The organism is Plantactinospora siamensis (genome assembly GCF_042434095.1).
GTDB lineage: Bacteria > Actinomycetota > Actinomycetes > Mycobacteriales > Micromonosporaceae > KBS50.
This window is the reverse complement of record NZ_JBHLUE010000004.1, coordinates 683,738-709,765: the sequence shown is the minus strand read 5'-3', so window position 1 is coordinate 709,765 and position 26,028 is coordinate 683,738. Positions and strand designations below refer to the sequence as shown.

The 26,028-nt window shown below is 73.0% G+C and carries 22 protein-coding genes, 3 tRNA genes and 2 pseudogenes; 12 read left to right on the top strand and 15 right to left on the bottom strand.

Annotation, left to right across the window (positions count from 1 at the left end; genetic code table 11):
* Positions 1-2: 2 nt before the first annotated feature.
* The gene (locus ACFFHU_RS08120) at positions 3-1,430 is read left to right on the top strand and encodes a hypothetical protein (RefSeq protein WP_377337068.1); all 1,428 of its coding nucleotides are present in this window, start codon (positions 3-5) and stop codon (positions 1,428-1,430) included.
* A gap of 25 nt (positions 1,431-1,455) precedes the next feature.
* On the opposite strand, the gene ACFFHU_RS08115 is transcribed toward ACFFHU_RS08120, so the two are convergent.
* Both ACFFHU_RS08115 and ACFFHU_RS08110 read right to left on the bottom strand, forming a co-directional pair.
* Positions 1,456-2,829: a glycosyl hydrolase family 28-related protein gene (locus tag ACFFHU_RS08115; RefSeq protein ID WP_377337067.1), complete on the bottom strand. Its 1,374-nt coding sequence runs from the start codon at positions 2,827-2,829 to the stop codon at positions 1,456-1,458.
* A 134-nt stretch (positions 2,830-2,963) separates the two neighbouring features.
* Positions 2,964-4,037, bottom strand: a complete 1,074-nt coding sequence (locus ACFFHU_RS08110; protein ID WP_377337066.1) for an LCP family protein — start codon at positions 4,035-4,037, stop codon at positions 2,964-2,966.
* A gap of 131 nt (positions 4,038-4,168) precedes the next feature.
* On the opposite strand from ACFFHU_RS08110, the gene ACFFHU_RS08105 reads away from it, so the two are divergent.
* On the top strand, positions 4,169-5,032 hold the full coding sequence (locus ACFFHU_RS08105; RefSeq protein ID WP_377337065.1) for an MOSC domain-containing protein: 864 nt from the start codon (positions 4,169-4,171) through the stop codon (positions 5,030-5,032).
* 54 nt (positions 5,033-5,086) lie between these two features.
* Positions 5,087-6,061 carry an expansin EXLX1 family cellulose-binding protein gene (locus ACFFHU_RS08100; RefSeq protein ID WP_377337064.1) on the top strand — a complete coding sequence of 325 codons (975 nt, stop codon included), beginning with the start codon at positions 5,087-5,089 and terminating at the stop codon, positions 6,059-6,061.
* Positions 6,062-6,091: 30 nt separating this feature from the next.
* Here the strand turns inward: ACFFHU_RS08100 and ACFFHU_RS08095 are convergent, their stop codons facing one another.
* The 5 genes from ACFFHU_RS08095 to ACFFHU_RS08075 form a co-directional block, all read right to left on the bottom strand.
* Complete coding sequence (locus ACFFHU_RS08095) at positions 6,092-7,063, bottom strand: GNAT family N-acetyltransferase (RefSeq protein WP_377337063.1); 972 nt, start codon at positions 7,061-7,063, stop codon at positions 6,092-6,094.
* Positions 7,064-7,218: 155 nt separating this feature from the next.
* Complete coding sequence (locus ACFFHU_RS08090) at positions 7,219-8,466, bottom strand: MFS transporter (protein WP_377337062.1); 1,248 nt, start codon at positions 8,464-8,466, stop codon at positions 7,219-7,221.
* Between the two features lie 209 nt (positions 8,467-8,675).
* Positions 8,676-8,757 (bottom strand) — tRNA-Leu (locus ACFFHU_RS08085).
* 940 nt (positions 8,758-9,697) lie between these two features.
* Positions 9,698-10,174: a thioredoxin-dependent thiol peroxidase gene (gene bcp, locus ACFFHU_RS08080; protein ID WP_377337061.1), complete on the bottom strand. Its 477-nt coding sequence runs from the start codon at positions 10,172-10,174 to the stop codon at positions 9,698-9,700.
* 130 nt (positions 10,175-10,304) lie between these two features.
* Positions 10,305-10,853 carry a VOC family protein gene (locus tag ACFFHU_RS08075; RefSeq protein WP_377337060.1) on the bottom strand — a complete coding sequence of 183 codons (549 nt, stop codon included), beginning with the start codon at positions 10,851-10,853 and terminating at the stop codon, positions 10,305-10,307.
* Positions 10,854-11,057: 204 nt separating this feature from the next.
* On the opposite strand from ACFFHU_RS08075, the pseudogene ACFFHU_RS08070 reads away from it, so the two are divergent.
* The 4 genes and pseudogenes from ACFFHU_RS08070 to ACFFHU_RS08055 form a co-directional block, all read left to right on the top strand.
* Positions 11,058-11,756: pseudogene (locus ACFFHU_RS08070) on the top strand (energy-coupling factor ABC transporter permease); the annotation flags it as partial.
* Between the two features lie 125 nt (positions 11,757-11,881).
* Positions 11,882-12,268 (top strand): annotated as a pseudogene (locus ACFFHU_RS08065) (PDGLE domain-containing protein); the annotation flags it as partial.
* 151 nt (positions 12,269-12,419) lie between these two features.
* On the top strand, positions 12,420-13,190 hold the full coding sequence (gene cbiQ / locus ACFFHU_RS08060; protein WP_377337059.1) for a cobalt ECF transporter T component CbiQ: 771 nt from the start codon (positions 12,420-12,422) through the stop codon (positions 13,188-13,190).
* Complete coding sequence (locus ACFFHU_RS08055) at positions 13,187-14,002, top strand: energy-coupling factor ABC transporter ATP-binding protein (RefSeq protein ID WP_377337058.1); 816 nt, start codon at positions 13,187-13,189, stop codon at positions 14,000-14,002. The genes cbiQ and ACFFHU_RS08055 overlap by 4 nt, the downstream gene beginning before the upstream one ends.
* Positions 14,003-14,056: 54 nt before the next feature.
* Here ACFFHU_RS08055 and ACFFHU_RS08050 read toward each other — a convergent pair whose 3' ends face one another.
* From ACFFHU_RS08050 to ACFFHU_RS08040, 3 genes are read right to left on the bottom strand one after another with little or no spacing between them, the layout of a single operon-like run.
* Positions 14,057-14,776, bottom strand: coding sequence for a DsbA family protein (locus tag ACFFHU_RS08050; RefSeq protein WP_377337057.1), 720 nt, complete (start codon positions 14,774-14,776; stop codon positions 14,057-14,059).
* Entirely contained in the window at positions 14,769-15,284 is a 516-nt protein-coding gene (locus ACFFHU_RS08045; RefSeq protein ID WP_377337056.1) for a MauE/DoxX family redox-associated membrane protein, read from the bottom strand. The genes ACFFHU_RS08050 and ACFFHU_RS08045 overlap by 8 nt, the downstream gene beginning before the upstream one ends.
* A gap of 43 nt (positions 15,285-15,327) precedes the next feature.
* Entirely contained in the window at positions 15,328-15,927 is a 600-nt protein-coding gene (locus tag ACFFHU_RS08040; protein ID WP_377337055.1) for a sigma-70 family RNA polymerase sigma factor, read from the bottom strand.
* 140 nt (positions 15,928-16,067) lie between these two features.
* Here ACFFHU_RS08040 and ACFFHU_RS08035 point away from each other — a divergent pair, with 140 nt between their 5' ends.
* A complete protein-coding gene (locus ACFFHU_RS08035) occupies positions 16,068-17,942 on the top strand; it encodes a copper resistance CopC/CopD family protein (RefSeq protein ID WP_377337054.1) in 1,875 nt (624 codons plus the stop codon).
* Positions 17,943-18,325: 383 nt separating this feature from the next.
* Here ACFFHU_RS08035 and ACFFHU_RS08030 read toward each other — a convergent pair whose 3' ends face one another.
* A complete protein-coding gene (locus tag ACFFHU_RS08030) occupies positions 18,326-19,834 on the bottom strand; it encodes a glycosyltransferase family 87 protein (protein WP_377337053.1) in 1,509 nt (502 codons plus the stop codon).
* 67 nt (positions 19,835-19,901) lie between these two features.
* Here ACFFHU_RS08030 and orn point away from each other — a divergent pair, with 67 nt between their 5' ends.
* Together orn and ACFFHU_RS08020 are read left to right on the top strand one after the other, a co-directional pair.
* Positions 19,902-20,498 carry an oligoribonuclease gene (gene orn, locus ACFFHU_RS08025; protein ID WP_377337052.1) on the top strand — a complete coding sequence of 199 codons (597 nt, stop codon included), beginning with the start codon at positions 19,902-19,904 and terminating at the stop codon, positions 20,496-20,498.
* Positions 20,499-20,615: 117 nt separating this feature from the next.
* Positions 20,616-20,691 (top strand) — tRNA-His (locus ACFFHU_RS08020).
* Positions 20,692-20,822: 131 nt separating this feature from the next.
* Here ACFFHU_RS08020 and ACFFHU_RS08015 read toward each other — a convergent pair.
* The gene (locus tag ACFFHU_RS08015; RefSeq protein WP_377337051.1) at positions 20,823-22,076 is read right to left on the bottom strand and encodes a L,D-transpeptidase; all 1,254 of its coding nucleotides are present in this window, start codon (positions 22,074-22,076) and stop codon (positions 20,823-20,825) included.
* A 229-nt stretch (positions 22,077-22,305) separates the two neighbouring features.
* On the opposite strand from ACFFHU_RS08015, the gene ACFFHU_RS08010 reads away from it, so the two are divergent.
* Together ACFFHU_RS08010 and ACFFHU_RS08005 are read left to right on the top strand one after the other, a co-directional pair.
* Positions 22,306-22,381 (top strand) — tRNA-Lys (locus tag ACFFHU_RS08010).
* 449 nt (positions 22,382-22,830) lie between these two features.
* Positions 22,831-23,640 carry a hypothetical protein gene (locus ACFFHU_RS08005; RefSeq protein WP_377337050.1) on the top strand — a complete coding sequence of 270 codons (810 nt, stop codon included), beginning with the start codon at positions 22,831-22,833 and terminating at the stop codon, positions 23,638-23,640.
* A 68-nt stretch (positions 23,641-23,708) separates the two neighbouring features.
* Here ACFFHU_RS08005 and ACFFHU_RS08000 read toward each other — a convergent pair whose 3' ends face one another.
* From ACFFHU_RS08000 to ACFFHU_RS07990, 3 genes are read right to left on the bottom strand one after another with little or no spacing between them, the layout of a single operon-like run.
* A complete protein-coding gene (locus tag ACFFHU_RS08000) occupies positions 23,709-24,365 on the bottom strand; it encodes a hypothetical protein (protein WP_377337049.1) in 657 nt (218 codons plus the stop codon).
* A 49-nt stretch (positions 24,366-24,414) separates the two neighbouring features.
* Positions 24,415-25,446 carry a hypothetical protein gene (locus ACFFHU_RS07995; RefSeq protein ID WP_377337048.1) on the bottom strand — a complete coding sequence of 344 codons (1,032 nt, stop codon included), beginning with the start codon at positions 25,444-25,446 and terminating at the stop codon, positions 24,415-24,417.
* 55 nt (positions 25,447-25,501) lie between these two features.
* Positions 25,502-26,002 (bottom strand): P-loop NTPase family protein, encoded by a 501-nt coding sequence (locus ACFFHU_RS07990; RefSeq protein ID WP_377337047.1) that lies wholly within the window; start codon positions 26,000-26,002, stop codon positions 25,502-25,504.
* Positions 26,003-26,028 lie beyond the last annotated feature (26 nt).

The window sequence follows — 26,028 nt, the reverse complement described above, 5'->3', positions numbered from 1 at the left end:
GCGTGGGATCCGTCGTGGCCCAGCTGGCGCGCCTGCAACGTACCCAGCTCTCGGTCCAGGCCCTCAACCGGCTGTGCAGCGTCGTCCTGTTCCTGCTGGCGTCCTGGTGGGACGGTGACCACCTGCCGCTGGTCGCGTTCCAGGGCATCCTGCTGGCCGTCCCGTACGCGCTCATCGAGGCGCTCGTCGGCCGGCCCATCGCCGCCGATCTGGTGCCGGAGCGGTGGGACACGGGCCGGTGGGCCCGCACCGCCGCGCTGGTCGTCGCGCTGCCCGTCGGTGTGGTCGGCTATCTCTCCGCGTCCATCGCCCTGCCGCAGACCGGCGTCGCCGACCGGCTATGCATGCTCGCCCCGGTGCTGCTGCAACTGCCTATCGAGGCCTACTTCTGGGCCACCGCCCGGACCGGCTCGCCGCGGCGGGCCAACCTGATCCCGCAGCTGACCGCCATCGGCACCCTCCTCGGCGGGGTGACCTTCGTCGCCGCCGACGTACGGGTGGACGTCGCCGCGGTGCCCGCGCAGGTCGCCGTGATCCTCTGGTGCCTGCTGCGCCGGCCGGCAGCCGGACCGGGCACCGTACGCCCCGGTGCCCGTGCCGCGGTGTCGCTCGGAGCGGTGTACTGCTTCGCGGCGGTGGTCGACCTCTCGTACTCGATCGCCCTGCCGGCGGTGGCCGGGTGGGTGGCGGGCGCCAGCTCGGTGGTGGTGCTGCGCGCGATGGACCTGGCCTTCGGCCCGTTCCATGTGGCCCTGTCCGCGACCACCCGGGAGGACGTGGTGGCCGGGCGCCGCATCCGGTGGCGGAGCGGCACCCGGGCCCTGACCGTGGTCACCCTGGTTGTCGTCTCCGCGGTGGTCCTCGGCAGCGAACGGCTGCGCGGGCTGCTCGCCACCGACCTCGGCGCCGTCGGCCTCGCCGTCCTCGCGTCGTACTGCGGCTACAAGGCCGTCGTCATGGTCTCCACCTGGCTCTCCACCCGGCACATGATCTGGGCCCCGCCACGCCGCTACCTGGTTTCCGCGATCGGCTCACGGGTCATCGCGTTCGCCGGCCTCACGGCCGCGATTGTGCTGGCCGCCGGCCTCACCGACCTGGTCCTGCTGCTGGTGGCGGCCGAGGCCACGGTGATCGGCTGGTTCCTGGTCCGGATGCGGACCGGCGTCCGGGCGCCGGCCGTCAGCACCGACCCCGACGGCGCGCCGGAAGCCACCGTGGGGCCCACCGGTGCCCCGGCCGCCACCGTGGGGCCCACCGGCGCCCCGGCCGCCACCGTGGTGCCCACCAGCGTGCCGGCCGCCGCCGTGGTGGCCGACGGCGCGCCGGCCGCCACGGTGGTGGAGCCCGCCAGGCGGCCGAACGCCGCCGTGGGGCGTGCCAGCGTGCCGGCCGCTCGAGGGCGGCCCGGCGGCGCGCCGCTCGGCCGGTAGCCGGGCGCCGACCCGACCCGGCCCGTCACGGTTCGGCGGCGAGCACCTGCACCGCGCCGGTTGGGAAGATCGCGCAGAGCTGCGTACGCCCGCCGGCGTCCCGGGCGAACAGCCGGACGCTGCCGTCGTCCGGTCGGGCCGGCGTGGCCTGCGCGCGAAGGTCGAAGGCGGGGCTCACCACGAGGTTCTTTTCCGGCTCGCCCAGCCCCTGCACGATCTCGACCTGGGTGGTGGGGGAGGGCTTGCCGATCCAGCCGCGTCCCGAGCCGACGATGTGCCGGCCCACCTCGTCGGCCGCGCCCGGCTGCCACACGCTGGCCCGGACCACCGACGCCCCGCGGTCAGCGCCGAAGTCAACCGCCGCCGTGCCGCAGTTGACGATGCGGGTGTCCACCATGCATCCGGACGGCTGGTCCGGCTCGTCGCCGGGCGCGAACTGCACGCCGATCTCCTGCTGATGGTTGTAGCCGAGCACGAAGCCGGACATCCATCGGCAGTCGCTGCGGGAGATTCGCACGCCGACGCCGCCGTTGAGGTCGGCGTAGCAGTTCACGCAGCCCACCGCCGGGGCCGCCAGATCGAACGAGAGGTCCTGCCGGATGCCCCAGGCGTGACAGTTGATCAGGAAGGTGCCGTTGGACTCGCCCGCAATGCGGAACCCGGCCCCACCGTTCTGGGAGGCCAGGCAGTTGAGGAAAAGCGAGTCGTGCGGGCCGGCGAAGTGGAAACCGTGCCCGTCGTTGTCCCGGGACCGCACCGCCGACAGCCGGGACTCCATCTGGTGCCCGGACGGCAACGCGGCCGTCGGTCCCCACTCGCTGACCACCCCGTCGTTGCGGCAGTTGACGACCATGACCTCGGTCAACTCGTACCCGTAGCCGTAGATCCGCAGCCCGTACCCGGCCCGCGGGTTCTGCTCCTTGTTGCCGTCCAGACAGAGGTCACGGATGCTGAACAGCGTGATGCCGGCGTCGGAGCGACTGCCGGTGAGTTCGCCGTAGCCGTCCGACTGGATGAGCGCCGAGTTGGCGCCGGCGCGCAGTCGCAGCGTGCTGGCATCCCCGCCGGCGCCCCGCAGGTGCACCCGCGAATACAGGGTGAGCTGCCCGGTGAGGTAGGTGCCCGGGGGGAAGTAGACGATGCCGCCGCCGCCGCGGGCGGCGTCGATGGCGCGTTGCAGCGCGGCCGTGTCGTCGGTCCGGCCGTCCCCGGTCGCGCCATGGTCCCGGACGTCGATGAGGCGCCGGTCCGATCCGTCGGAGCTCAGGCCGTTCGCCGCCGCCGCGCCCACCGCGACGGTGGAGCCGACCGCGGCGGCGATGGCGCCACCCTTCAGCAGCGCCGTCCGGCGGGTAACCGCCCAGGGCCACCGCGCTTCGCCCGCCTGCTCGTGGGGCATCTGCGCTCCTCCCGACCTCGGACGTCAATGACCGCGACGCCCCGCACCCCCAGCGCCATGGCGACGGCCCAGCCACGGCTGCCGACGATGATTCCATGCCGTGCCCCGGGTGCGACGGCCGGCCGCCGCACCCGCTACTGCCCGGCGTGCAGGATCTCGTCGACCGCGTCCCGGCGTACCGCGTCGAACAGGGACCGGGCCCGGGACTTGTCGGCGAACACAACGCTCTCGGTACCGACCCGTCCGGTGCCCCTGGTGGGGCAGGTGACAAAGGCGAGGTTGCCGCTGCGCAGCTGGCGAAGGTCCATGCCGAGGTCCAACGGGGACAGCGACCTGTCGACGCCGACCGAGTTGGCGGTGGCCTTGAGGAAGGAGTTCAGCCTGCCGGGACTGGTCAACGTCCCGCCGGAGGCGGCCTTGTCGAGGATGGCCCTGATGACCTGCTGCTGATGCCTGATCCGCGCGAAGTCGCCGTCGGTGAACGCGTAGCGCTCCCGGGCGTAGTCCAGGGCGGCCGCCCCGTTCATGGTCTGCGGGCCCTTGACGAACTGGCGGCGTCCGTCGGGGTTCAGCGAGTGGGTCGAGGTGAAGCTCTGCTCGACGTTGATGTCGATCCCGCCGAGCGCGTCGACGATCTCCTTGAAGCCGGAGAAGTCGACCATCGCGACGTGGTCGATCCGGACCCCGGTGAACTGCTCCACGGTCTGCACCATCAGCGGCACGCCGCCCCAGGCGTACGCGGCGTTGATCTTCGCCTCGCGGCCGCCGTGCTGGCCGTCCTTGGATCGGGGGATCGGCAGCCAGGTGTCCCGCGGGATCGAGATGAGCTGGGCGCTCTTCCGGTCGGCGGGCAGGTGCGCCAGGATGATCGTGTCGGACCGCGACCCCGAGGCGTTCTCCGGATCCCGCGAATCGCTGCCGAGGATCATGATGTTCTGCGCGTCCTTGGCCACCACCGGCGGCCGGCTGTCCGCGGGCACGTCCTTGAAGGCTTCGACCCGGTCCACCTTCTTGTCCACCGACCGCAGGTAGAGCCCGCCCGCCACGGCCCCGCCGGCGCCCAGCAACACCAGCACGGCCAGCACGATCAGTGCGATCTTCAGGCCGCGCCGCCGCCGCGGCCGCCGCTCGGCCGGCTCAGGCTGCTCGACGGCCGCCGGCCCCTCGTCGACGTGATCCGCCCCCGCGAGATTCTCTCGGATCGACATGGCCGAGATGCTACTGACCGGCCAACCTGCCCGGGTACCCGCTGCACGGTCAGAGATACGACGTCGCTCACATCGGACGGACGGATGCCCGGGCCGGAAAACCGGTCGCAGCCCCCTGATAGAACGTGGCCATGGACGTTGTGCTGAACGCGATCCACACGTACCCGGTCAAGGGCGGGCACCGGCTCGACCGCGACACCGCGCCGGTGCGGCCCTGGGGGCTGGCCGGCGACCGCCGCTGGATGCTGGTCGACGCCGACGGCGTCGGCGTCACCCAGCGGGACGCGCCCGCGCTGGTGACGCTGCGTGCCGAGGCGCACGCCGGGGGACTGCTGCTGCGGGCGGAGGGCCGGTCCGACCTGGACGTCGCCGAGCCGGTCGGCGCCGAGCCGCTGCCGGTCCGGGTCTTCAACAGCCGCCTGCCGGTGCCGGCACAGCCGGCCGGCGGCGACGCCGACCGGTGGCTGGGCGAGCTGCTCGGCCGGCCGGTTCGGCTGGTGTGGCTGGGGCGCCCCGCCCGGCACGTGCCCGCCGAGGAGCTTCCGGTCGACCCGGGCGACCGGGTCAACTTCGCCGACGAATATCCCGTGCTGCTGGCCAACCCGGCGTCGCTGGCCGCGCTCAACGGCTGGCTGCGGGAGGCCGGCAGCCCGGAGGGTCCGCTGCCGATGGAACGCTTCCGCCCCAACCTCGTGGTGGCCGGCGCCCCGCCGTGGGCCGAGGACGGCTGGGTGGGCCGCCGGCTGCGGATCGGCGCGGTGGTGTTCCGGGTCGCCGGCGGCTGCGACCGGTGCATGGTCACCACCATCGACCAGGAGACCGGCGTACGCGGCAAGGAGCCGCTGCGGGTGCTCGCGGCCCACCGCCAGCGGAACCAGAAGCTGCTGTTCGGCGTACACCTCATCCCGGAGCCGGCGGCCGGCGATCTGGTCGGCTCGGTCGCGGTCGGTGACCCGGTGCTGCCCGAGCCGTCACCGCATGGCACACCGTCTTAGATCTCGATTAGCTTCGTTGCGCGCCCGCGGTGGGCTCCGGCAGCATGGCCGGACGTGACCTCCACCGCGACCGACCCGCCCGTTCCGCCCGCCGGCCGGCCCGGCCACCGCCGGCCTCGCTGGCCGGGTCGCTGGTGGGTGGCCGGTGGCGTCACCGTCCTCGCCGCGGTGGTCGGGCTCGCCATGGCCGTCCAGGCCGGCGGCGCGCCCGCCTGCGCCGCCCCGCCGACCGGCGGCACCGTCCACTCTGGAAAGGCCACCTTCTACGACTCCGCCGGCGCCGGCGGGAACTGCTCCTACCCGGCCGCGCCGGCCGACCACCGGTACGTGGCGTTGGGCCCGAGCGAGTATTCCGCGGGCGCCGCCTGCGGCGGTTACCTCGACGTGACCGGCCCGAAGGGCACCATCCGGGTACTGATCATGGATCAGTGCCCGGAGTGCGAGCCGGGTCACCTCGACCTCTCCGCGGAGGCGTTCGCGCGAATCGCCGACCCGGTCCAGGGCATCGTGCCGGTGCGCTACCGCGCCGTGGTCAACCCGCCGCTGCCCGGGCCGCTCACCTTCCGCCTCAAGGAGGGTTCCTCACAGTGGTGGTTCGCCGTTCAGATCGGCAACCACGGCAACCCGCTGCGCTCGGTGGAGGTCCGCCAGGGCGCCAGCGGGTCGTGGCGGACCACCGAGCGGCAGGACTACAACTACTGGCTCATCGGCGCCGGCGCCGGCGCCGGACCGTTCTCCATCCGGGTCACCGACGTGTACGGGCACCGGGTGGTGGCCACCGGCATCCGGATGGCGCCCGGCCAGGTGCAGCGCAGTTCGGTCCGGATGTACGGCGGCAGCACGGCCGCCCGGTCCGCACCCGCCCGTCGGCCCGCGCCGAGCCGCAGCCCCAGCGCCGGCCCGGCGCGGTCCGGATCGGCGGCGCCGTCCCCGACCGCCGTTCCGACCGCCGTCCCGGCCGGCGCGCCCGCCACCGTCGAGGCCGCGCCGCCCGCGAGCGCCCTTCCGGTCCGCGCCGGCTGCGGCTGACCCGCCGGTACGCCCCGACCGGCCGGGGTGTCAGCTGGCGGGCGACGGGTCCCGGCGCGCGGAATACAGCACGAACGGCGCGTCGTCGTGCACCCCATCCCGCCCGGCCACCAGCCCGGACCCGGTGAACTCGCGCACGAACCGCATCCCGAGCCGTTCCATAACCGCCCGCGAGGCCAGGTTGTGCCGCTCGGTGTACGCCACCACCTCGGTCGCGCCGAGGTCCCGGAAGGCGTACGTCAGCCCGGCCCGGCCGATCTCGGTGGCGTATCCCCGCCCCCACCGGCGCTCATGCACCGCCCAGCCCAGCTCGAGACACGGCTGCCCGGCCAGCAGCTGCCGGGACAGGCCACCCCGGCCCACCACAAACCCGCCCGCGCGGTCGTACGCCATCCACTTGTGCACGCCGTCCCGGTCCCACGCCGCGGCCCACTCGGCGGCCCGGAACCGGGCCGCCGAGTGGGCCGCGGCGCTCCACGCCCCGCCGTACCACCGGGCCACGCCCGGGTCCCGGTGCAACGCCCACAGCTCGTCGGCGTGCTCCGGGCCGACCGGCTCCAGCCGGAGCCGCTCGGTCAGCCGCGTCCGGGCCGCCTTGGCCACGATGTCCCGCAGCCGGCGGTCGCCGTCGGTGCGGCCCCGCATCATCAGCTCCAGGTTGTCCGGCCCGACCCACGCGTACGCGTCGTGCTTGCCCTCCTCCAGCCGCGGCGCGCGCAGATCCCCGTCGACCTCGACCAGGTAGTCGCGCTCGCGGCGCCGCACACCCGCGTGCTCCCACTCCCAGTCGGGCAGCGCCGTCTCGATCCGGCGCAGCCGCCAGCCGGTCTCCTCGGTTATCTCCCGGGCCAGCGCCTGCTCCGGGCTCTCCCCGGCCTCGACGTGGCCGCCCACGATGTCCCAGGTGCCCGGCAGCAGGCGGCGGTCCGGCGAGCGGCGGTGAACGTACACCCGGTGCTCCGGGTCCCGGATGAGCGCACCGACGCAGGCCACCTCGCGCATCCCGCCACTCTACGGACGGCGGCTCACGCGGCGCTTCGCCGGCCTGCCGCGATGTCGCGCCTGCGCCGGCCTGCCGCGATGTCGCGCCCGCGCCGGCCTGCCGCGATGTCGCGCCCGCGCCGGCCGCCGCTACCGGTGCCCGCACCGGCCTGCCGCTACCCGGCGCCCGCGCCGGTCTGCTGCCGGGCCGCCTCGACCGCGCGCGGCCGCGGCGCCGCGCCGGACCGGTCGCCGCCGCCGCGGCGACCGCCCGGACGCCACAGCAACTCGGCCACCACCATCACCAGCGCCAGCACGGTGAGCGTCCCGCCAACCAGGAACGTGCCCCGGGCCCCGAACACCCGCAGCGCCACGCCGCCGCACGCCGTACCGAGCGCCACCCCCACGTTGTACGCCACCGAGTTCGCCGCGAGCGCCAGCTCGGTGCGGCCCGGCGCCACCCGCAACGCCCGGCTCTGCGCGGCCAGGAACACCGGCGTGGCCGCGAACCCGAGCAAAATCAGCAGGGCCACCGCGGCCGGCCGATGGGCCACCGCCATCGACAGCAGCAGCAGGGCCACCGCCTGCAGCAGGACGCAGCCGGCCAGCACCGCCCCGGGCAGCCGGTCCAGCAGCGCGCCGGCCAGCGCCACCCCGGCGAAACCGGCCAGCCCGAACACGCCCAGCAGCAGGCCCACGGCGCCGTCCGGGAAGTGGCCGGCCGTGCGCAGCACCTCCACCAGGTATGAGAATCCGGTGAACATCCCGGTCACCGCCAGCGTCATCGCGGCAAGCGTGCTGACGAATCGCGGACCGTCGGGCGTCAGGCCGTACGCCCCCGGCTCGAACGCCGGCGGCGACGTCGGCAGCAGCAGGCCGATGGTGACCAGGGCGACCAGGGCGCAGAGGCCGAGCAGCCGGAACGGCACCTGCCAGCCGTGCTGCCGGCCCAGCCAGTTGCCCACCGGCACCCCGAGCACCATGGCCAGGGTGCCGCCCACCGCCAGCAGCCCCACGACCCGGCCACGGGCGGCCGCCGGGAACATGCCGGTGGCCACCGGGGCGAGCAGGCTCCAGAACAGCGCCTGGGCGACGGCCGTCGCCACCCGGGCCGGCAGCAGGACCGCGTACGCCGGAACCAGCGTCGGGATCAGGCTCGCCACCAGCAGCATCGACAGCACCCCGGTGAGCAGGTACCGGCGCGGCACCCGGCGGGTCCAGTGCGCGAGCGGCAGTGACACGACCGCGACGGTGAGGCCGTACCCGCTGATCAGGTGACCGATCGAGGTGATCGGCACGGCCAGGTCGGCCGACATGATCCGGAGCAGGCCGATCGGCAGGCTCTCGGCGGTGTTGAAGCTGAAGGCGGCCAGCATCAGCGCGCCGAGGAGCGGCGCTCGCCGCCGGTCGCTGACCCGGACCATGCCCGCCCCCTCCGCCCGATTCGCCGATAACCGACGATCAGCCATAGAAGGGGACATACCACTCTAGTTGAGGTCGAACAATCCGCCGGGCCGGAGAACGGGGAAGGAGCTGCTGCGCAGCGGCGTCAAGCGCGCCGAGTCGACCGGTGGCGGTCCTTGCGATCAGGCCAGTGGGCCGCCGGGCGGGTCCGACGGCTGGCCCTGAACTGTGCGGAAGAGGGGACTTGAACCCCTACGCCCGAAGGCACGGGTACCTAAAACCCGCGTGTCTGCCGCTTCCACCACTTCCGCTGGCGCAAGCAGTCTAGAGCGTCGGGCGGAAATCGTGTTGAGCCCGGCCGCGCGGAGGATCGCGGACACCGAGCCGTGGCTCACCGGGCAACCGTCGGCGGCGAGCAGCCGGGCCAGCGGCTTGGGCCCCAGGTCGGGATGAGACAGGGCCGCCGCGATGACCGTTTCGCGGCGGGCGGCCGACCGCCAGCGCCGCCCGTCCGGTCGGGGCGGGAGCGCCGCGTCCCGTTCCAGCCGCCGCCGGAGTCGGTGGAGATGTCCGGGGCTGCAGCCGATGAGATCCGCGGCCGCCGTCGCGGTCAGCTCCCGCCGGTCTATCCGGCCGAACAACGCGACCAACCGCTCCTGCTCGACGGGCTCACGCTGTCCGGGATGCGGCGCTTGGGAGACGGGTGGCCGTGCCGTCGGCACACCGAAGATCCGCCGGTTGCGCCCGGCGTACGTGTCGGTCTGGCTGTGACAGTTCGGGCAGAGGAACCGCAGGTTCGCCAGCCGGCAGTCGCGGACGAAGCCGTTGCGGTGATCCACGTGCAGCACGAGCGGGCGACCCAGCCAGGTCGGTCCACTGCCGCACCCGGCGCAGCGTTCCGGCACGCCCGACTCGACCAGGGCCCGCCGGAGCAGCTCGGGCCGTGCCCGGCGCCGACCCGGCTCCCGTTCCACCAAAATCTCGGCGGCGGACAACCGCGGCCGCGGCCGGCCGACCAACGTGCCGCGACGAGAGAAGTGCGTGGTGTCCAGGCCGAGGCCATTGATCCGGCGCCGCAGGTGCGCATGGGAACCGCCGCTCGGCGTCACCCCCAGGAAGCGCATGACGTCCGCCATGGTCCGGGAGGCGGTGACGGCCTCGGCCAGCATCTCGGGGGTGTATCGGTAGCGGGCCATGCTCGCACGGTAACCGCCGGCACCGACAGCCCGGCCGATCGAGGCCGGCCCCGGGTCAGTCCAGGCCCAGGTCCCGGCGCAGCTTCGCGACGTGCCCGGTCGCCTTCACGTTGTACATGGCCCGCTCGATCCGGCCCTCCGGGTCGATGACGAACGTCGAGCGGATGACGCCGGTCACCGTGCGGCCGTACATCTGCTTTTCCCCGTACGCCCCGTACGCGGTCAGCACGCTCTTGTCCTCGTCGCTGACCAGCGGGAACGTGAGCGCGTCCCGCTCGCGGAACTTCGCCAGCTTGGCGGGTTTGTCCGGCGAGATGCCGATCACTTCATAGCCGGCGGCCTGCAGCGAGGCGAGCGAGTCACGGAAGTCGCAGGCCTGCTTGGTGCAGCCCGGCGTCATGGCGGCCGGGTAGGCGTACAGGATCACCGGGCGGCCCCGGAGGCCGGCCAGCGAGAGTTTCTCGCCGGTGTCGGTGGGCAGGTCGAAGTCCGGGGCGGCGTCGCCGGGCGCGAGGCGGGTGGGCGTGCTCATGCGGAAAACCCTACGGTTCCCGGTCGCGAACGCAAGGAGGCCGGGCGGCCCGGTGCCGGTCGACGCCGGGGCGGCTGGCCCGGCGCCCGTCTACGCGGCCCGGCGGTGGGCCGGCGCCGCACGGTGGCGGTCAGGTGTACAGCTCCTGGTCGAGCTGGTTGATTTTGACGAGGAGTCCGTCCGGCGTGCTCACCTGCAGCTGGCGGCCGAAGCCCTCGTCGGTCGTCGGCTGGGTGATGGTGACGTTGGCCGCCCGCAGCCGTGCCTCGAGTCCGTCGAGCTCTTCGGCGGTCTCGAAGTTGAGTTCCACCCGGCCCTCGTTCTGCTCGGGGTTGGGCGGGTGGGCGAGCAGGCTGAAGCGGCTGGCGCCGAGGCGCAGCATCACGAAGTCGCCGTCGCGGCTGCCGTGCTCGACCTGCGCGCCGAGGGCCTCGTAGAAGCCCACGGCGGCGGCCATGTCGGCCACGTGGACCATGGGCTGCAGGGTCATTGCCGTTCGGGTCGGTGACTGGTCTGACATGGCCGACTCCCTCGGTGCGTTGTTGTGCTCAAGATGGTCCCGCAGGACGCGGGTGACCAGGTCGGACAGCGTCAGTTGCACGTCGATGGCGTGGTGCTTGACCCGGCGCACCAGCTCCGGGTCGAGGTTGACGTTGAACTGCTGACGGGTTCCGGGCACGCCCCCTACCATCTCACCGTTCCATCTAGGTGTCTAGACATCTAGGTCGCCTCCGCGGCGGGAGCCCGGGAGGCCGGGAGCCCGGGAGCCCGGGAGGCCGGGAGGCCGACCGCCGGAGCCTGTTGCAAAATATTGGCAACAACAGGGTGGGGCCAATAGGCTGGCCGGCGGGGTCGGAGCGGTCGACGAGGTGGGGGAGGGCGCGTGCGGGTCGTCGCGATGCACATCTCGAACGGCATCATCAACGGCCCGGTGGCCGCGGTCTTCGCGGCGTTCGCGCTCGCCGTGCTGACCCTGTGCGTGCTGCGAGGCCGGCGTGACCTGGACGACCGGCTGGCCCCGATGGCGGGCCTGGTGGCGGCGTTCATCTTCGCGGTGCAGATGCTCAACTTCCCGATCTTCACCGGGGCGGTGAGCGGGCACCTGCTCGGCGGGGCCCTGGCCGCGATGCTGGTCGGGCCATGGGTGGGCGCCCTGTGCGTGGCCGTGGTGCTGATCGTGCAGTCGCTGGTGTTCGGCGACGGCGGGGTGGCCATGCTCGGTCTCAACATCACCAACATGGCGATCATCGGCACCGCCGCGGCGTACCTGCTGATCGCCCTGCTGCTGCGGATCCTGCCGCGCACCCCCGCGGGCCTGGCCGTCACCGCCTTCGTGGCCTCGGTGGCCAGCGTGGTGGTGGCGTCCCAGGGCTTCGTCTTCGAATACTGGCTCGGCGGCACGGCCGATCTCGGCCGCGGGCTGGGCGCCCTGGCCGGCACGATGGGCGGGGCGCACCTGCTGATCGGGATCGGCGAGGGCCTGATCACCGCCACCACCGTGGTCACGGTGGCCAAGGTGCGGCCCGACCTGGTGTACGCGCTGCGCGGCCTGCGCCGCCCGCCGGCCGGCGCCGCCCTCCCGACGCAGACCGTCCCGGCCCCGGCCAGCCCAACCCCGGCCAGCCCAACCCCGGTGAGCCCAACCCCGGCCAGCCCAACGGCGGCCAGGCCGGCCCCGGTCGAGGTCCGCGACAACGGAGGCGCGCGGTGAGGCGTTCCCGGATCTTCATCCTCGGTGGCCTGCTGGTGGCCCTGCTGCTGGCCGGCGTGGTCAGCAACTTCGCCTCCAAGCACCCGGACGGGCTGGACTCGGCGCTGCTGCGCGGCTGCACCGTGGACGCCCACGACCACATCACCGGCGGGAGCTGCCCGGCCCAGCGGGCCAGGAGCCACGAGCTCGCCGGACCGCTGGCCGACTATGGCGTACGCGGCATCTCCAACCCGTACCTGTCGACCGGGCTGTCCGGGGTGCTCGGCGTGCTGCTCACCTTCGCGATCGGCGGTGGCGTGTTCTGGCTGGTCCGCCGCCGCGGCGCCGGCCAGCGGACCGACGCCGCGGGCCGCGCTGCGGACGCCGGGACAGATGCCGCGGGCCGCGCGGCGGACGCCGGAGCCGACGCCGCCGGCCGCGCTGCGGACGCCGGAGCCGATGCCGCGGGCCGCGCGGCGGACGCCGGGACCGCCGGGCACGCCGCGGGCGCCAGCACCGGCGGTACGTCCGCACGGCCGGGCGGCTAGGCCTCGGATGGGAGCCGGGCACGCGCACATGCTGTACCTGGAGCGTTCCTCGCCGGCGCACCGGATGCCGCCGGAGGTGAAGATCACCGCCATGGTGGCGTTCACGATCGCGGTGGTGGCCACCCCCCGGCACGCCTTCTGGGCCTTCGCCGGCTATGCCGCGCTGGTGGCGGCCGTCGCGGCGGTGGCCCGGGTGCCGGCGCGCTGGCTGATCACCCGCTCGCTCATCGAGGTGCCGTTCCTGGTGTTCGCCGTGGCCCTGCCGTTCCTCGGCCGGGGCGCCCGGGTCGACGTACTCGGGATGCCGCTGTCGGTGGACGGCCTGTATGGCGGCTGGAACATCCTGGCCAAGGGCACCCTCGGGGTGCTCGCCTCGCTGCTGCTCGCGGCCACCACCACCATGCGGGACCTGATCGTCGGCCTGGACCGGCTGCGCTGCCCGCAGATTCTCACCCAGATCGCCACCTTCATGCTGCGCTACCTGGACGTGCTGGCCGGGGAGGCCCGGCGGATGCGGGTGGCCCGGCTGTCCCGGGGGGACGATCCGCGCTTCCTGTGGCAGCTGCGCGGCTTCGCGGCCGGGGTGGGGGCGCTGTTCCTGCGGGCCTTCGAGCGCGGCGAACGGGTGTACCTGGCCATGGTGTCCCGCGGCTACACCGGCCGGATGCCGCCGGTGGCCGGCGGGCCCGGCGCGGCCACCGCCGCCGAGTGGGTGGCCGGGGTGGCCGTTCCGGCGGTGGCGGCCGGCATCGCCGCCACCGCGCTGGCGATGTCATGATCGGCGACGTGCCGACCCCCGACGCCCCCACCGGCAGCCTCCCGAGCCCCGCCTCGCTGGACGTCCGGGGCGTCCGGTACGCCTACCCGGACGGCCACGTGGCGCTGCACGGGGTGGACCTGCGGGTGCCCCGGGGCGACCGGCTGGCGCTGCTGGGCCCGAACGGCGCCGGCAAGACCACCCTGGTGCTGCACCTGAACGGCATCCTCACCGCCACCGAGGGGACCGTGACGGTGGGCGGGCTCGCCGTCGAACGGGACCGCGGCACGCTTGCCGAGATCCGGCGCCGGGTGGGCATCGTCTTCCAGGACCCGGACGACCAGCTGTTCCTGCCGACGGTGGCCGAGGACGTGGCGTTCGGCCCGGCCAACCTGGGCCTGCGCGGGGCCGAGCTGGCCGGGCGGGTGGACGAGGCGCTGGCCGCGGTCGGCATGCTCGAGCACCGGGACCGGGCGCCGCACCACCTGTCGTTCGGGCAGCGCCGCCGGGTGGCGGTGGCCACCGTGCTGGCCATGCGCCCGGAGATCCTGGTGCTCGACGAGCCGTCCTCGAACCTCGACCCGGCCGCCCGGCGGGAGCTGGCCGAGATCCTGCGCGGGCTGCCGGTCACGCTGCTGATGGTGACCCACGACCTGCCGTACGCGCTGGAGCTCTGTGACCGTTCGGTGGTGCTGGATGCCGGGCGGATCGTGGCGGACGGCGCGACGCCGGACGTGCTGGCCGACGCGGAGCTGCTGCGCCGGCACCGGCTGGAACTGCCGTACGGCTTCGACCCCCGGCTGGCCGCCGAGCAGCTGGCCGCCCGCCGCTGAGCCGCTGGCCGCTGAGCCGCCGAGCCGCCGAGCCGGCCGGCTCAAGCCCGCGCGCTACTTCGCGGCGGCCGTCACCGCGGCGGTGATGTTCTCCGGCGTCGGCGTGTCCACCTTCTGGCCGTTCACCAGCACGGTCGGGGTGCCGTTCACGCCGTTCTTGGTGGCCGTGTCGGTGCTGGTCTGCGTCCAGCCCTTGTACCGCTGATCCTTCACGCAGGCGGCGAAGTCGCCGCCGCTGATCCCGGCCTGGTTGCCGATGTCGACGAGCTGGTCGTTGGTGAGCCCGGCGCTGCCCTCGGCCGGCTGCTGCGCGAACAGCGCCTTGGCGTAGTCCCGGAACTTCCCGGTCTGGGTGGTGCAGCCGGCCGCCGCGGCGGACCGGGTCGAGTAGTTGGTGGTGGAGAACCGGTCGAGGATGGCGATCGGGTGGTATTGCACCTTGACCTTGTTCTGCGCCACCAGCTGGTCGATGGTGTCGCCCGACTGCTGCTCGAACTGCCTGCAGACCGGGCACTGGAAGTCTTCGTAGATGTCGATGGTCACCGGCCCGGAGCCGAGCGCCACGGCCGTGCCGCCGGCCACGGTCCCGGGCGGCGTGGCGCTGTTGCCGGCGGGCCGCTGGCCGGACCAGACGGCGTACCCGATGAGGCCGGCGATGACCAGGACCGCGACGGCGGCCGCGGACGTCCACAGCGTGCGGCGCCGGCGCCGCTCCCGGGCGAGCTGCTCGCGGACCACCCGCGCGGAGCTCTTCTGATCCTTGCGACTACTCATCGAACTCTCCTTCGGCCGGGTCGGCTGCGATGAAGCCGTCCACCGAGAACCGGGTGCGGGGCCAGCTCAACAGGAAGCCGGCGAGAATCAGGAAGCCGAGATCCCGCAGGATCTCCGGGCCGTACGTCGGGTGCTGGCCGGCGCCGAGCTGCCCGCCGCTGCCGAAGCAGCCGCAGTCGATGGACAGCCCGCGGGCCCAGGCCGAGGCGATGCCGGCGATGAACACCAGCAGCAGCCCGGCCGCCACCCCGGCGGCCAGCCGGGTGGCCAGGCCGACCAGCAGCAGCAGGCCCAGGGCGAGCTCCACGAACGGCAGCGCCGCGCCGATCACGGTGGCCACGTCGTAGGGCAGCAGCCGGTACGCGTTGACCGCGCGGCCGGAGGCGGCCAGGTCGCCCACCTTGCTGGCGCCGGCCACCAGCCACACGGCGGCCAGGCCGAGCCGGACCAGGGTGCCGAGCCAGGGGCGCAGGACGGGCCACCGGGCGGTCGTGGTGGAGGTGGTCACGGCGGTTAGTCGCTCCCCTCCGGCTCCGGGTTCCCGCGCACGATCAGTTCGCCTCGGCCTCGGCGACGGCGTCGACCAGCTCGGCCCGGGCCCGGGCCACCCGGGACCGGATGGTGCCCACCGGCACCCCTTCGATCTCGGCGGCCTCCGCGTAGGACAACCCGAGCACCTGGGTCAGCACGAACGCCTCGCGCCGCTCCGGCGGCAGCCGCCGGAGCAGGTCGGCCGCGCCGAGCTGGCCGGCCGGGTCCGGGTGCGCGTGCTGGGTCTGCGCCTGCGCGCTGAGCCGGACGTCCAGCCGGCGACGCCGGACCACCGCCCGCAGGTGGTCGGCGCAGACCCGCCGGGCGATGCCGAGCAGCCAGGTCCGGGCGCTCGACCGGGCGGCGAACCCGGACAGCGCGCGGAACGCCCGCAGGTAGGTCTCCTGGGTCAGATCGTCGGCGCTGGCCGGGTCGACCAGCGCGGCCGTGAACCGCCACACGTCCACCTGGGTGGCCCGGACGAAGGCGGCCTGGGCGATCCGGTCGCCGTCGCGGGCGGCCAGCGCCCACGCGGTCGCGGCGTCGGCCCCGGGCGGCGCGCCGGGCGGAAGCCGGTGCGGGCCGTCGGCGGCTTCTGGCTCGTGCTGGGCGGGGATCACGACATTCGAGGGTACGCGGAGCACGGGCCGACGGCCGGGCCGTCTGGCACTTGACGTCCGTTTCGCATTTCGGGAACCCCGCCGCCGGCGGTAATTTCTCCGCACCGGGCCGGGCGGTTGGCGGGCCGGATGGGCGATCATTGTCCGCTATGAGCCCTGCGAAGCACCGCCCGGCGGCGCGGGTCGCCGCCGCCCTCGGCCTGCTGGTGATGGCGTTCGCGGCGCTGCTCGGGCCGGCCGCGCCGGCCAGCGCGCACGCGGTGCTGGTCAGCAGCAGCCCGCCGAACGGCGCCGTGCTGGCGTCCGCCCCGAGCCAGGTTGTGCTCACCTTCAGCGAGGGCGTCCGCGCCGTGCCGGACCGGGTCCGGGTGATCGGCCCGGACGGCAGCCGGGTGGACCGAGGCAAGCCCGCCGTCTCCGGGGCGGTGCTCACCATCACGGTGGACCAGGGGGCGCCTCGCGGCACCTACCTGGTGACGTACCGGATCATCTCGGCCGACAGCCACCCGGTGGTCGGCGGCTACACGTACTCGGTGGGCGCGGCCTCGACGCCACCCACGGACACCGGGGGCGGCAGCCGGGTCGACCCGGTGGTCTCGACCGCGGTCAAGATTGCCAAGTACGTCGGCTACGCCGGGCTGGCGCTGCTGGTCGGCCCGGTGCTGGTGCTGGCCCTGCTGTGGCCCCGCCGGTTGTCCCGGCGCGGCCCGACCCGGCTGGCCTACACCGGCGCCGGGCTGGTGGCGCTGTCCACCCTGGCCGGACTCTGGCTCCAGCTGCCGTACACCGGCGGCGGCGGGCTGTTCGCGGTGAGCGGCGCGGCGCTGACCGATGTGCTGGGCAGCACGTTCGGGGCGGCCCTGCTGGTCCGGCTGGGCCTGCTGGGCGCCGCCGTGATCCTGCTGCGGCCGGTGCTGGCCGGCACGGCCGGCCGCACCGACGGGCTGCTGCTGCTCGTGCTGGGCGGGTGCGGCCTGGCAACCTGGTCACTGGCCGGGCACCCGGCGGCCACACCGGTCCCGGTGGTGTCGGTGGTGGCGGACATGGCCCACCTGGCCGCCATGGCCGTCTGGCTGGGCGGCCTGGTGATGCTGGCCGGATTCCTGCTGCCGCGGGCCAGCGCCCGGGAGTTGGTGGCCATCCTGCCCATCTGGTCGCGGTGGGCGGCCGTGGCCGTCACGGCGCTGGTGGTGGCCGGCACCGTGCAGGCGCTCATCGAGGTGGGCACCCCGGCCGCCCTGGTGGACACCGGGTACGGCCAGCTGCTGCTCGCCAAGATCGCGCTGTTCGCCCTGGTCATCGGCGTGGCGGCGGTGTCCCGCCAGCACGTGCGCCGGCACGCCCTGGCCGGTGCCCAAGCCGAGCCGGACCCGGACGCCGGCGGTGAGCTTGAGTCGGGGACCGGCCGTGAGCTTGAGTCGGGGACCGGCCGTGAGCTTGGGCCGGGCGCCGGCGGTGGCCGCGGCGAGTCGGATCCCGATGCCGCGCCGGCGGCGGACCTGACCGGCGACGCCGCCGAGCCGGAGGCGCTGGTCGGCGCGGTCGGCGCCGGTCGCCCGCGGGGCCTGCGCCGGCTCGTGGTGCTGGAGATGGCCGTGCTGGCCGTCGTGCTGGCGCTCTCGGCCGTCCTGGTGCAGCAGCCCCCGGCCCGGAACGCGGCCGGGACGACCGGGACGGCCGGAACGGCCGCCCCGGCGTTCTGGTCGGCCACCCTCACCAGTTCGCTCTACTCGCTGCAGGTCGAGGTGGATCCGGCCCAGACGGGCAACAACAGCCTGCACCTGTACGCGTACACCCCGGACAACAGGCCGCAGCGGGTGGTGGAGTGGAAGGCCACGGCGGCCCGGCCCGACCAGGGGGTGGAACCGATCACCATCCCGCTGCTGCCGATCGGGGACAACCACGCCACCGGGGAGATCAGCCTGCCTACGGCCGGACCGTGGCAGCTGCGCTTCACGCTGCGGACCACCGATATCGACCAGGCCACGGTGACCGCCACCGTGCCGGTCAAGTAGGCCGGTCGGACGCTCCCGGCCCGCCGGTCGGACGCTCCCGGCCCGCCGGTCGGACGCTCCCGGCCCGCCGGTCGGACGCTCCCGGCCCGGTCCGTGCCGGCCTCGGACGGCCCTCCGTGCTGCCGACACGGAGGGCCGTCCATACCGGGGGACCGGTGGTACCTATGGGGCGGCGGCGGCAAAATCAGCCTAGACGGGCGCAAGTCGACGCGCCAGAAGACGTGCAATTGGTGCCAATCCGCTCCCGGCGTGTCTGGGGCGCCGATCGCCTGCGATCACTGTGCGCAGCCTTCCCGCGGCGCGCCGTTCCTCCCGGGCCGCCGAGGGAGTGACACCGTCGGGCGAGGCGGCCAGCCGGGCGCGGCCCCGTCCGTCCTGGGATTTCAGCGCGGTCGGTCGGTACGCAGCACGGCGCCGTCTTCGACGTCGGCCGTATCGCTGTCGCGGGGGCCGAGCATGCCGGACCTGCCGGGGGTGCCACCCGTGGCCGAGGTGTCGGCGGTGCCACCCGTGGCCGAGGTGTCGGCGGTGCTACCGGTGGCCGAGGTGTCGGCGGTGCTACCGGTGGCGGCCGTGCGGCGGGTGGCGGCCGGTAGGGCGCGCCGGATCGGCAGGGCCACCAGCAGCGCCAGCGCCAGCAGGACGCACAGGTTGCGCAGCAGGAACGAGCCTGGGTCGGCGGTGCGGACCAGGGCGGTGCCCCATTTGTGGAAGGACACCACCCCGTAGACGCTGCCCGCGTACGCGATGATCGCGATGATCAACCACCAGCGGCGCCGGCGGGACCCCGCGGCGGCCGGGCCCGCGGGCGGATCTTGCGGACCGGCGGGCGGATCGCCGGGCTGGCGCAGGCCGGCGTCGACCAGCACCAGCACGGCCGGGATGAACCAGTAGATGTGGTGCGGCCAGGTGATCTGGTTGGCCACGGCGCCGACCAGGCCGGTGAGGGTGAGACCGGCCAGCTCGTCGCCGGCCAGGGCGGCTCGGGCGGCCCGCCACAACCCGAACACGACCACCGCGAGGACCAGGGCGAGCCACAGCCACCGCTCCGGCCGTCCCGGCACCGTCAGCCGGCAGAGCAGCCCGTACAGCGACTGGTTGCCGGGCTGGTCCGGCCGGCTGCCGGTCCGGCCGGTGTTCCACAGCTCGCGGGTCCAGAACCGCCACGACTCGCCGGGGGTGAACACCGCGACCAGCAGCGTCACCGCGGCCGCCGTACCGGCCGCCGTGGCCGCGGCCCGCCAGCGCCGGGTGGCCAGCAGGTAGACGATGAAGATGCCCGGATAGAGCTTGAGCGCCGTCGCCAGCCCGATGCCCACCCCGGTCCAGCGGGATCCGCGGGGCAGCGCGATCAGCAGATCGGCCAGCACCAGCACCACCAGCAGCATGTTGATCTGGCCGAAGGTGATCGTCTCCCGGGTGCTCTCCACGGCGAAGGCCAGCGGGACGGCGATCCCCATGGCCATCCAGCGCGGCCAGCCGCGCCGGTCCGCGATCGGGATCACCAGCCACCAGGTGGTGACCACGACCGCCGCCGCGGTGAGGAGAGTGAAGATCCCGGCGGTGATGCCGAGCGCGTGCGGGCCGGGGATGGCCGCGAACGGGCGCAGCAGCAGGGCGGTCAGCGGGGGATAGGTGAAGTAGAGCCAGCCCTGGAGGAAATCCGGCTGCATGTAGTCGTACAGCGGATTCCCGGCGTCCCACCAGCGCAGCGCGCTGAGATAGATCTTCAGGTCGAAGAAGCTGTGCTGCGTGGCCTTCTTGTACGACAGCGCCGCCGCGAGAACGAGGACAACGATGACGAGGATGCCCCGGGTCTGCGCTTTCCGGGTGTGCGGACCTCCGGAACCGGCCCGGGGGCGGTTCGGCGGTGCGACGGGTTCGGCGGGCACGGAGAAACCCTAGCGGTCGGCTCGGGACGCCGTGCCGAGGCGCGGGCCCGGCGGTGGCGCGTAGGCTGTGCCGGTGGCTGATCTCCTCGTCTGGGTCGACTGTGAGATGACCGGCCTCGACCTCGGCAAGGACCGGTTGATCGAGGTCGCGGCGCTGGTCACCGACCGTGATCTCAATGTGCTCGGCGACGGCGTGGACGTGGTGATCCACGCCGACGAGCACGCGCTCGCCGCCATGCCCGAGATCGTGCAGACCATGCACGAGAAGTCCGGGCTCACCGACGAGGCCCGGCGCTCGACGGTCACCGTCGAGGAGGCCGAGGACATGGTGCTGGAGTACGTCACCACGTACGTCAAGGAACCGCGCACGGCCCCGCTGTGCGGCAACTCCATCGCCACCGACCGGGGCTTCCTGGCCCGCGACATGCGCCGGCTCGACGCGCACCTGCACTACCGGATGATCGACGTCTCGTCGATCAAGGAGCTGTGCCGGCGCTGGTACCCCCGGGTGTACTTCGGCCAGCCCACCAAGGGACTGGCGCACCGGGCCCTGGCCGACATCCGGGAGAGCATCCGCGAGCTGGAGTACTACCGGCGGACGATCTTCGTACCGCTGCCCGGACCGGACGTGAACGCGGCCAAGGCCATCGCGGCCGAGCTCTGACGGTCCCGACACCCGCCGGCGGATCCGGCCGGCGGCTGCCGGGAACCCGCTCGACGGCGGGGCCGGGGGTGCGGCTATCATTTGTACGTCCCGTTCGGGGTTACCGTGCGGGCCATGGTGGCTGTAGCTCAGTTGGCAGAGCACCGGGTTGTGGTCCCGGGTGTCGTGGGTTCAATTCCCATCAGTCACCCCAGCAACGATGAGGGCCGGCTTTCGCCGGCCCTCATCGCTATTCCGGGCTGCTTCCGGTCGGTCCGTGCCGTGCGTCCGGGCCGGGCCCGGGCCCATGGCCTGCTTCAGCCCGGGCCCGGGCCCGGGCCGCGGTCAGGCGCCGGGTGAGGCGCTGGTGGTCTGCCCCGGCTGGTACGGGATGGCGCTGCCCTTGACGTACTCGTCCCAGCTGAGGTTCCAGTCGGTCCAGCCGTTGCCGTTCTGCAGTTGCCGCTCGGTGCCCTTCACCGTGATCGGGTCGCCGACCCGGGTCTGCCCGAACAGCCAGCCGCCGTCGGCCTCGGAGACGTTCACGCAGCCGTGCGAGACGTTCACCGAGCCCTGCTTGCCCTCCGACCACGGGGCGGCGTGGATGAACTCGCCGCCGTACGTGATCCGCTGGGCGAAGTCGATGTCGGTGCGGTAGCCGTCCTCCGGGCCCAGCTCGGTGGTGGTGTCGAAGACGGTGTGCCGCAGCTTCTCCATCACCAGCATGGTGCCGCTGGACGACGGGGTGCTCGGCTTGCCCAGGCTGACCAGGATGGTCTTGACCACCTTGCCGTTCTGGGTGACCGTCATCCGCTTGGTCTTGTTGTCGACCGTCATCACGAACGACGGGCCCACCTTGGCGTCGATGGTGAGGTCGGACTTGCCGTACCAGCCACCGCCCAGCGGCAGGCCGCCCACCTGGACCTTGTATTCGAGCCGGGTGTTGGCCTGCCAGAACTCCTTGGGCCGGAAGTGCACCTCGGTCGGGCTGATCCACCGCCAGGCGCCCTCCTGGGTCGGGGTGGTCCGGACCGTCATCCGGCGCTGCACGTTGGCCCGCTGGTCCTGCGGGATGGCCCGGCCGAACTTCACGATCAGCGGCATGCCGACGCCGACCACCTGGTTGTCCCCGATGAAGCTGGTCACCCGTACCTGATTGGCCGGCGCGGACATGGTGGTGAAGGTGCTGGTCGCCGTCGCCGCCTTGCCGTCGTCGCCGGTCGCCGTCACGGTCGCGGTGTACGTGGTGCCGTACTCCAGGGCCGCGTCCGGCAGCCAGCTCTTGCCATCGGCAGCGACCGCCCCCTCGACGGCCTTGCCATCGGCGTCCTTGAGCTCGACGGCCGTCTGCTTGGCATCCTTGGCGGTGAAGTCGATCTCGGTGGCCGCCGGCACGTCCTTGGCGTTCGCGGCCGGCGTGGTGATCGTCGCGGCGGCCTTCGGCCCCTGCTCACCCGGCTTCCACGCCGAGCCCCCGCCACCACCGCTCTTGCTCGAACAGCCGGCGGTGAGCGCCAGCGCGACGGCCAGCACCGCCGCGACCACCGCCGGGCGCCGCGCCACCCCGGCTCGTCGGTTCCGGTCCCCGGTCACTCGCATCGATCCCCTCACAGTCCAGATCCCGCCTACCATCGTCCCCCACAGACGCACCGAACACCGATCCGGCTGCCTCGGGTGAGCGGGACCACGGAACCAAAACGACTAATAACCCAAACCGGTCGCTCGGTGATGGGTGCGGACCGCGCTGGTCGGGGCCGGACCGACCCGGGGTGGATCTGATTGGAAGGCGGTTCGGGGGGCGTGCTAGGGTTTCACCCGTTGTCAGCGAGCGCCGCTAGCTCAACTGGCAGAGCAGCGGACTCTTAATCCGCGGGTTCGGGGTTCGAGTCCCTGGCGGCGCACCAACGATCAAGGCCCTGACCAGGCAGTTCTCTGCCTGTTGGGGCCTTTTTCGTGCACACGGGCGGTAGGTGGTCGCTCGGTGGGTGCTCGGGAGCCGATGGACCGGGACGGTCCCGGTGGGACGTGGCGGGGTGCTCCGGGACGCTGATCGGTGGTTGCCGGTGTGGGATGGCTGGGCAGCCTGGATGGGGTTGTCGGTGGTTCCCGGATGGACTCGTGGTGGTTTCCCGGATGGGCTCGCGGTGGTCCCGGATGGGCTCGGTGCCGGGCTGGGCCGATCTTGCCGGAACGCGGTTTGCCGGTTCTGTGGCATTCGTCATCGGCTCTTCGGCTGATTCGGTGAACAGTGATCATGGGAAACGTCTCACAAACCCCGTTTTGAGGGTGCGGGAGTTCCATCGCGGCGTTGCCGAGGATGGCCGGGTGTCGGTGGGTGGGGGATCATCGATGGGTGACCGGCGGTGTTGCGTTGACGCCTCGGCGGTGGCGGATTCTGTCGTTCCTCGCGTTGCACGGCTCGTCCACCACGAGTGACATCGCGGTGGTGGTGGGAGTGCCGCGGTTGACCGCGCAGCGGGATCTCACCTGGCTGTACTCCTCGGGCCTGGTGGGCCGGGGACGGTCGGCGGAGGACCGGGCGCACGTCTGGTGGTACCGGATCACCGGGGACGGCACCGCATTGCTCAACCGAGACTTCGTCGCCTCGGGACGGCCGGTGCCGTTGCATCTGGGCCAGCGGCACTGGGGTGCGGCGCACTACCTGCTGTTCCTGCCGCTGCTGGAGGTGTCGCGGCGGGATCCGGGCCGCTGTGGGCTGTTCCAGTGGTTGACGACGATGGACACGTCGGTATGGCTGCGCGAGCGGGGGCTGGCCCATCTGCGTGCTGACGGGTACGGGGTGTGGCTGGAAGACGGCCGGTGTCTGCGGTTCCTCGTGCATGTCCACCTCGGGCCAGGCGGCAAGGTGATCGTTGAACGCGAGCGGTCCACCGCCGGGCTCGGTGCTGTTCTGGCTGGCTACCGGCGCACGGATCCGGTCGTGCCGGTCGGCGCGGTGCTGGTCATCGCGCGTGACAACGCCCGGGAGGCAAACCTGCTGGCGGATCTGGTGAGCCGGCCGCTGCGGGCGCCGGTCGCGGTCACCAGCGTCGATCTGCTCCACCGACACTGGCCACACGAGCAGGTGTGGCGGACCCCGAGCACGGGGAGCATACGTCACCGGTTGATCGACCTGCCCGTATGGCAGCCGGCGGGCGACTGACGATGCGGCTGCTGCATGTACTTGGTGAGCTGAAGAGTAGTTCTCCGGGGCACGGCCACCTTCGCTCGTTACTCGCTGAGGTCGGAAGCCGGATGATCTGAAGCCCGCGCGGCGTCGGTGGCGACCTGAGCGTGCCTAGCCACCGTCAGCAGACCCCATGTCCGGAAGTAGGCGGCCTGGTCGTCACGCCACAGGCTGCCCTGAATGCGTCGCCGGAGCGCACCGACCGCACCTGCCAGTGCTTGCCGTTGAGCGGGCGTGAGGGATCCTCCCGCCGCAAGACAGGCGGTGACACAGGAATCGAGCTGCGACGCGATCGGGTCGGGCCAGACCAACAGGGCAGGCAGGCGCCTGCGGCGCCAGAACGCCAAGGCGTGTACGGCGGCCTGTTGCGGCGCTCCGTACCAGCATCCGGGACCCCGATTGGGGTTCGGATCGTTTGGGCGAGGGCTTCGCTCCCCGCGGCGTTTGGCGGCGCGACGCTGTACGGCGTACTCGCGGAGCTCGGCATGCCAGCCGGCGCGGCTCGCGCTCAGGGCGTCAAGCGCGCGCAGCAGTGCCGCCTCGTCACGCTCGAAGGGTCCAGCCACGACTCGCAGGAAACTGAGAGTCGCATGGAAGCCGATCGGCCTGTACAGCTGCACGCAGGACCGTAGCGCCGACACTCGGCGTCGATGGGGCAGCGCCGGGTTGCGAACGTGGCGGGCGTAGGCACTGAAACTCACCCGGCGAGGCTAGCCGGACAGGCGTGTCATCGGCCGGCCTGCGAGGTGCTCATTGTTCGGTCAGAGTGACGCGAAGCGAGACGAGGTCCCCGGCGGCGTCGCGGTCCGCGTGTACAGGGAACACTCCGTCCCCCCAGCTGGTCATCGCGAACAAGATCTGCGCGTCGCCGATGGTGACGGAGCCGGTCTCGTTGTCGCTGGCTCGGACCTGCTGCATGACCTGCCAGTGGTGGGAGTGTGGGCGGAAGTCGAGCGCCATTCGCCGGCTGGGTTCGGCGTTCTTCCACACTTCGATGGTCCTCGCACGCTGGAGCGCGGATCGGATGGGTAGGTTCGTCCAGCCGTAGCTGCCCTCGTCCCCGGCTTTGGTCAGTCGGTCGGCGCTAAACTCTGCCGCCGCCGTTGCGGCGGCGGTTCCTCCCCAGAACGCGACGTCGGCCAGCCCGTCCAGCGGTTCATCATGATGCCAGTGGGTGAGCGCGTCAGCGTCGGCGAATGCCAACCGGGCGGCGTCCACACCGACCGATCCCACGTCGGTCGTCGCGGCGACCGGGGTGTCGCGTACCCGTACCGTCATCTCTGACCAGCCGTGCCACGGCCCGTCCGAGCGCCGAGCCTCGACTCTGACAGCGGCGGTGGTGGGCAGCCCGTCAATCGCCACCGCAGGTAGACCGAAGACCCGGAACCCTGCAAGGCGTTCAACCGCGCACCGGTGGGCCCGCTCACGATGCGGTACCTGCACTGCCTCGGTCTGCACGCTGGCATTCCACCCGTGTGCGTGGCAGTGCTGTGCGAATTGGTCCGCCCATTCGGCGGCCCGGGATGCCGGGATGTCGTAGTGGTACGGCGTCGGCCGTCGGGCGAACGACGCTGCGGCGTTTCCGGCGTCGGGCCCGACGACCACGTAGTCAACGGACCCGGAGATGTCTGCTATCAGCTGAGGATCGTCAATGCCGAGACCGCGCGGGTCCAGCTCACCCGGGGAGCGGCGTCCGGACCACATGCCGAGGGTGCCGCCGTCGACGATCACCAGTTCGCCGGAGGGGCAGCTGATCTCGCCCAGAAAAACGATCTCTCCCATGGCGCGGCAGTCTATGCATCCCCAAGCCGACCCCGACCCGCCAGGAACGCGTCACTCACCTCTGTCGCTGCCCAAGGAACCGGTTGACCTGCTGCCGGCTGGTGAGCGTGATCAGTCGGGCGTGGGGCCCGTGCTTCTGCAGTAGGGCATGGATCCGGGGTCGCATCGCTGATCGGTAGCCGAGGACGTAGCGGATAAAGCCCCAAGTGATCCGGTCGTACACGCCGTCGGCATGTTGGCCGCCGCGGTAGCGCCACCGGCGTTGGAGGATGCCCCATAGGCACGCCGCAGCGGGTAGGTCGAGGAAGATCACCGTGTCGGCAGCGGCGAGCCGGATGGGCAGGGTGCTGGCGTAGTTGCCCTCGATGATCCATCGGTCGCCGGCGACGAGCTTCTGTTGCTCGGCGGCGAACTGTTCTGGTGGGAGCGGCTGCCACTGCTGGTCGTAGTGGATCGCGTCGAGGTGGGTGAGCGGGTGGCCGAGGACTGCGGCGACCTGCCGGGCGAGGGTGGATTTGCCGCTGCCGCCGCAGCCGATGATGGCGATTCGGTTCATGTCTTTCGGCGTAGGTGGATGGGCCC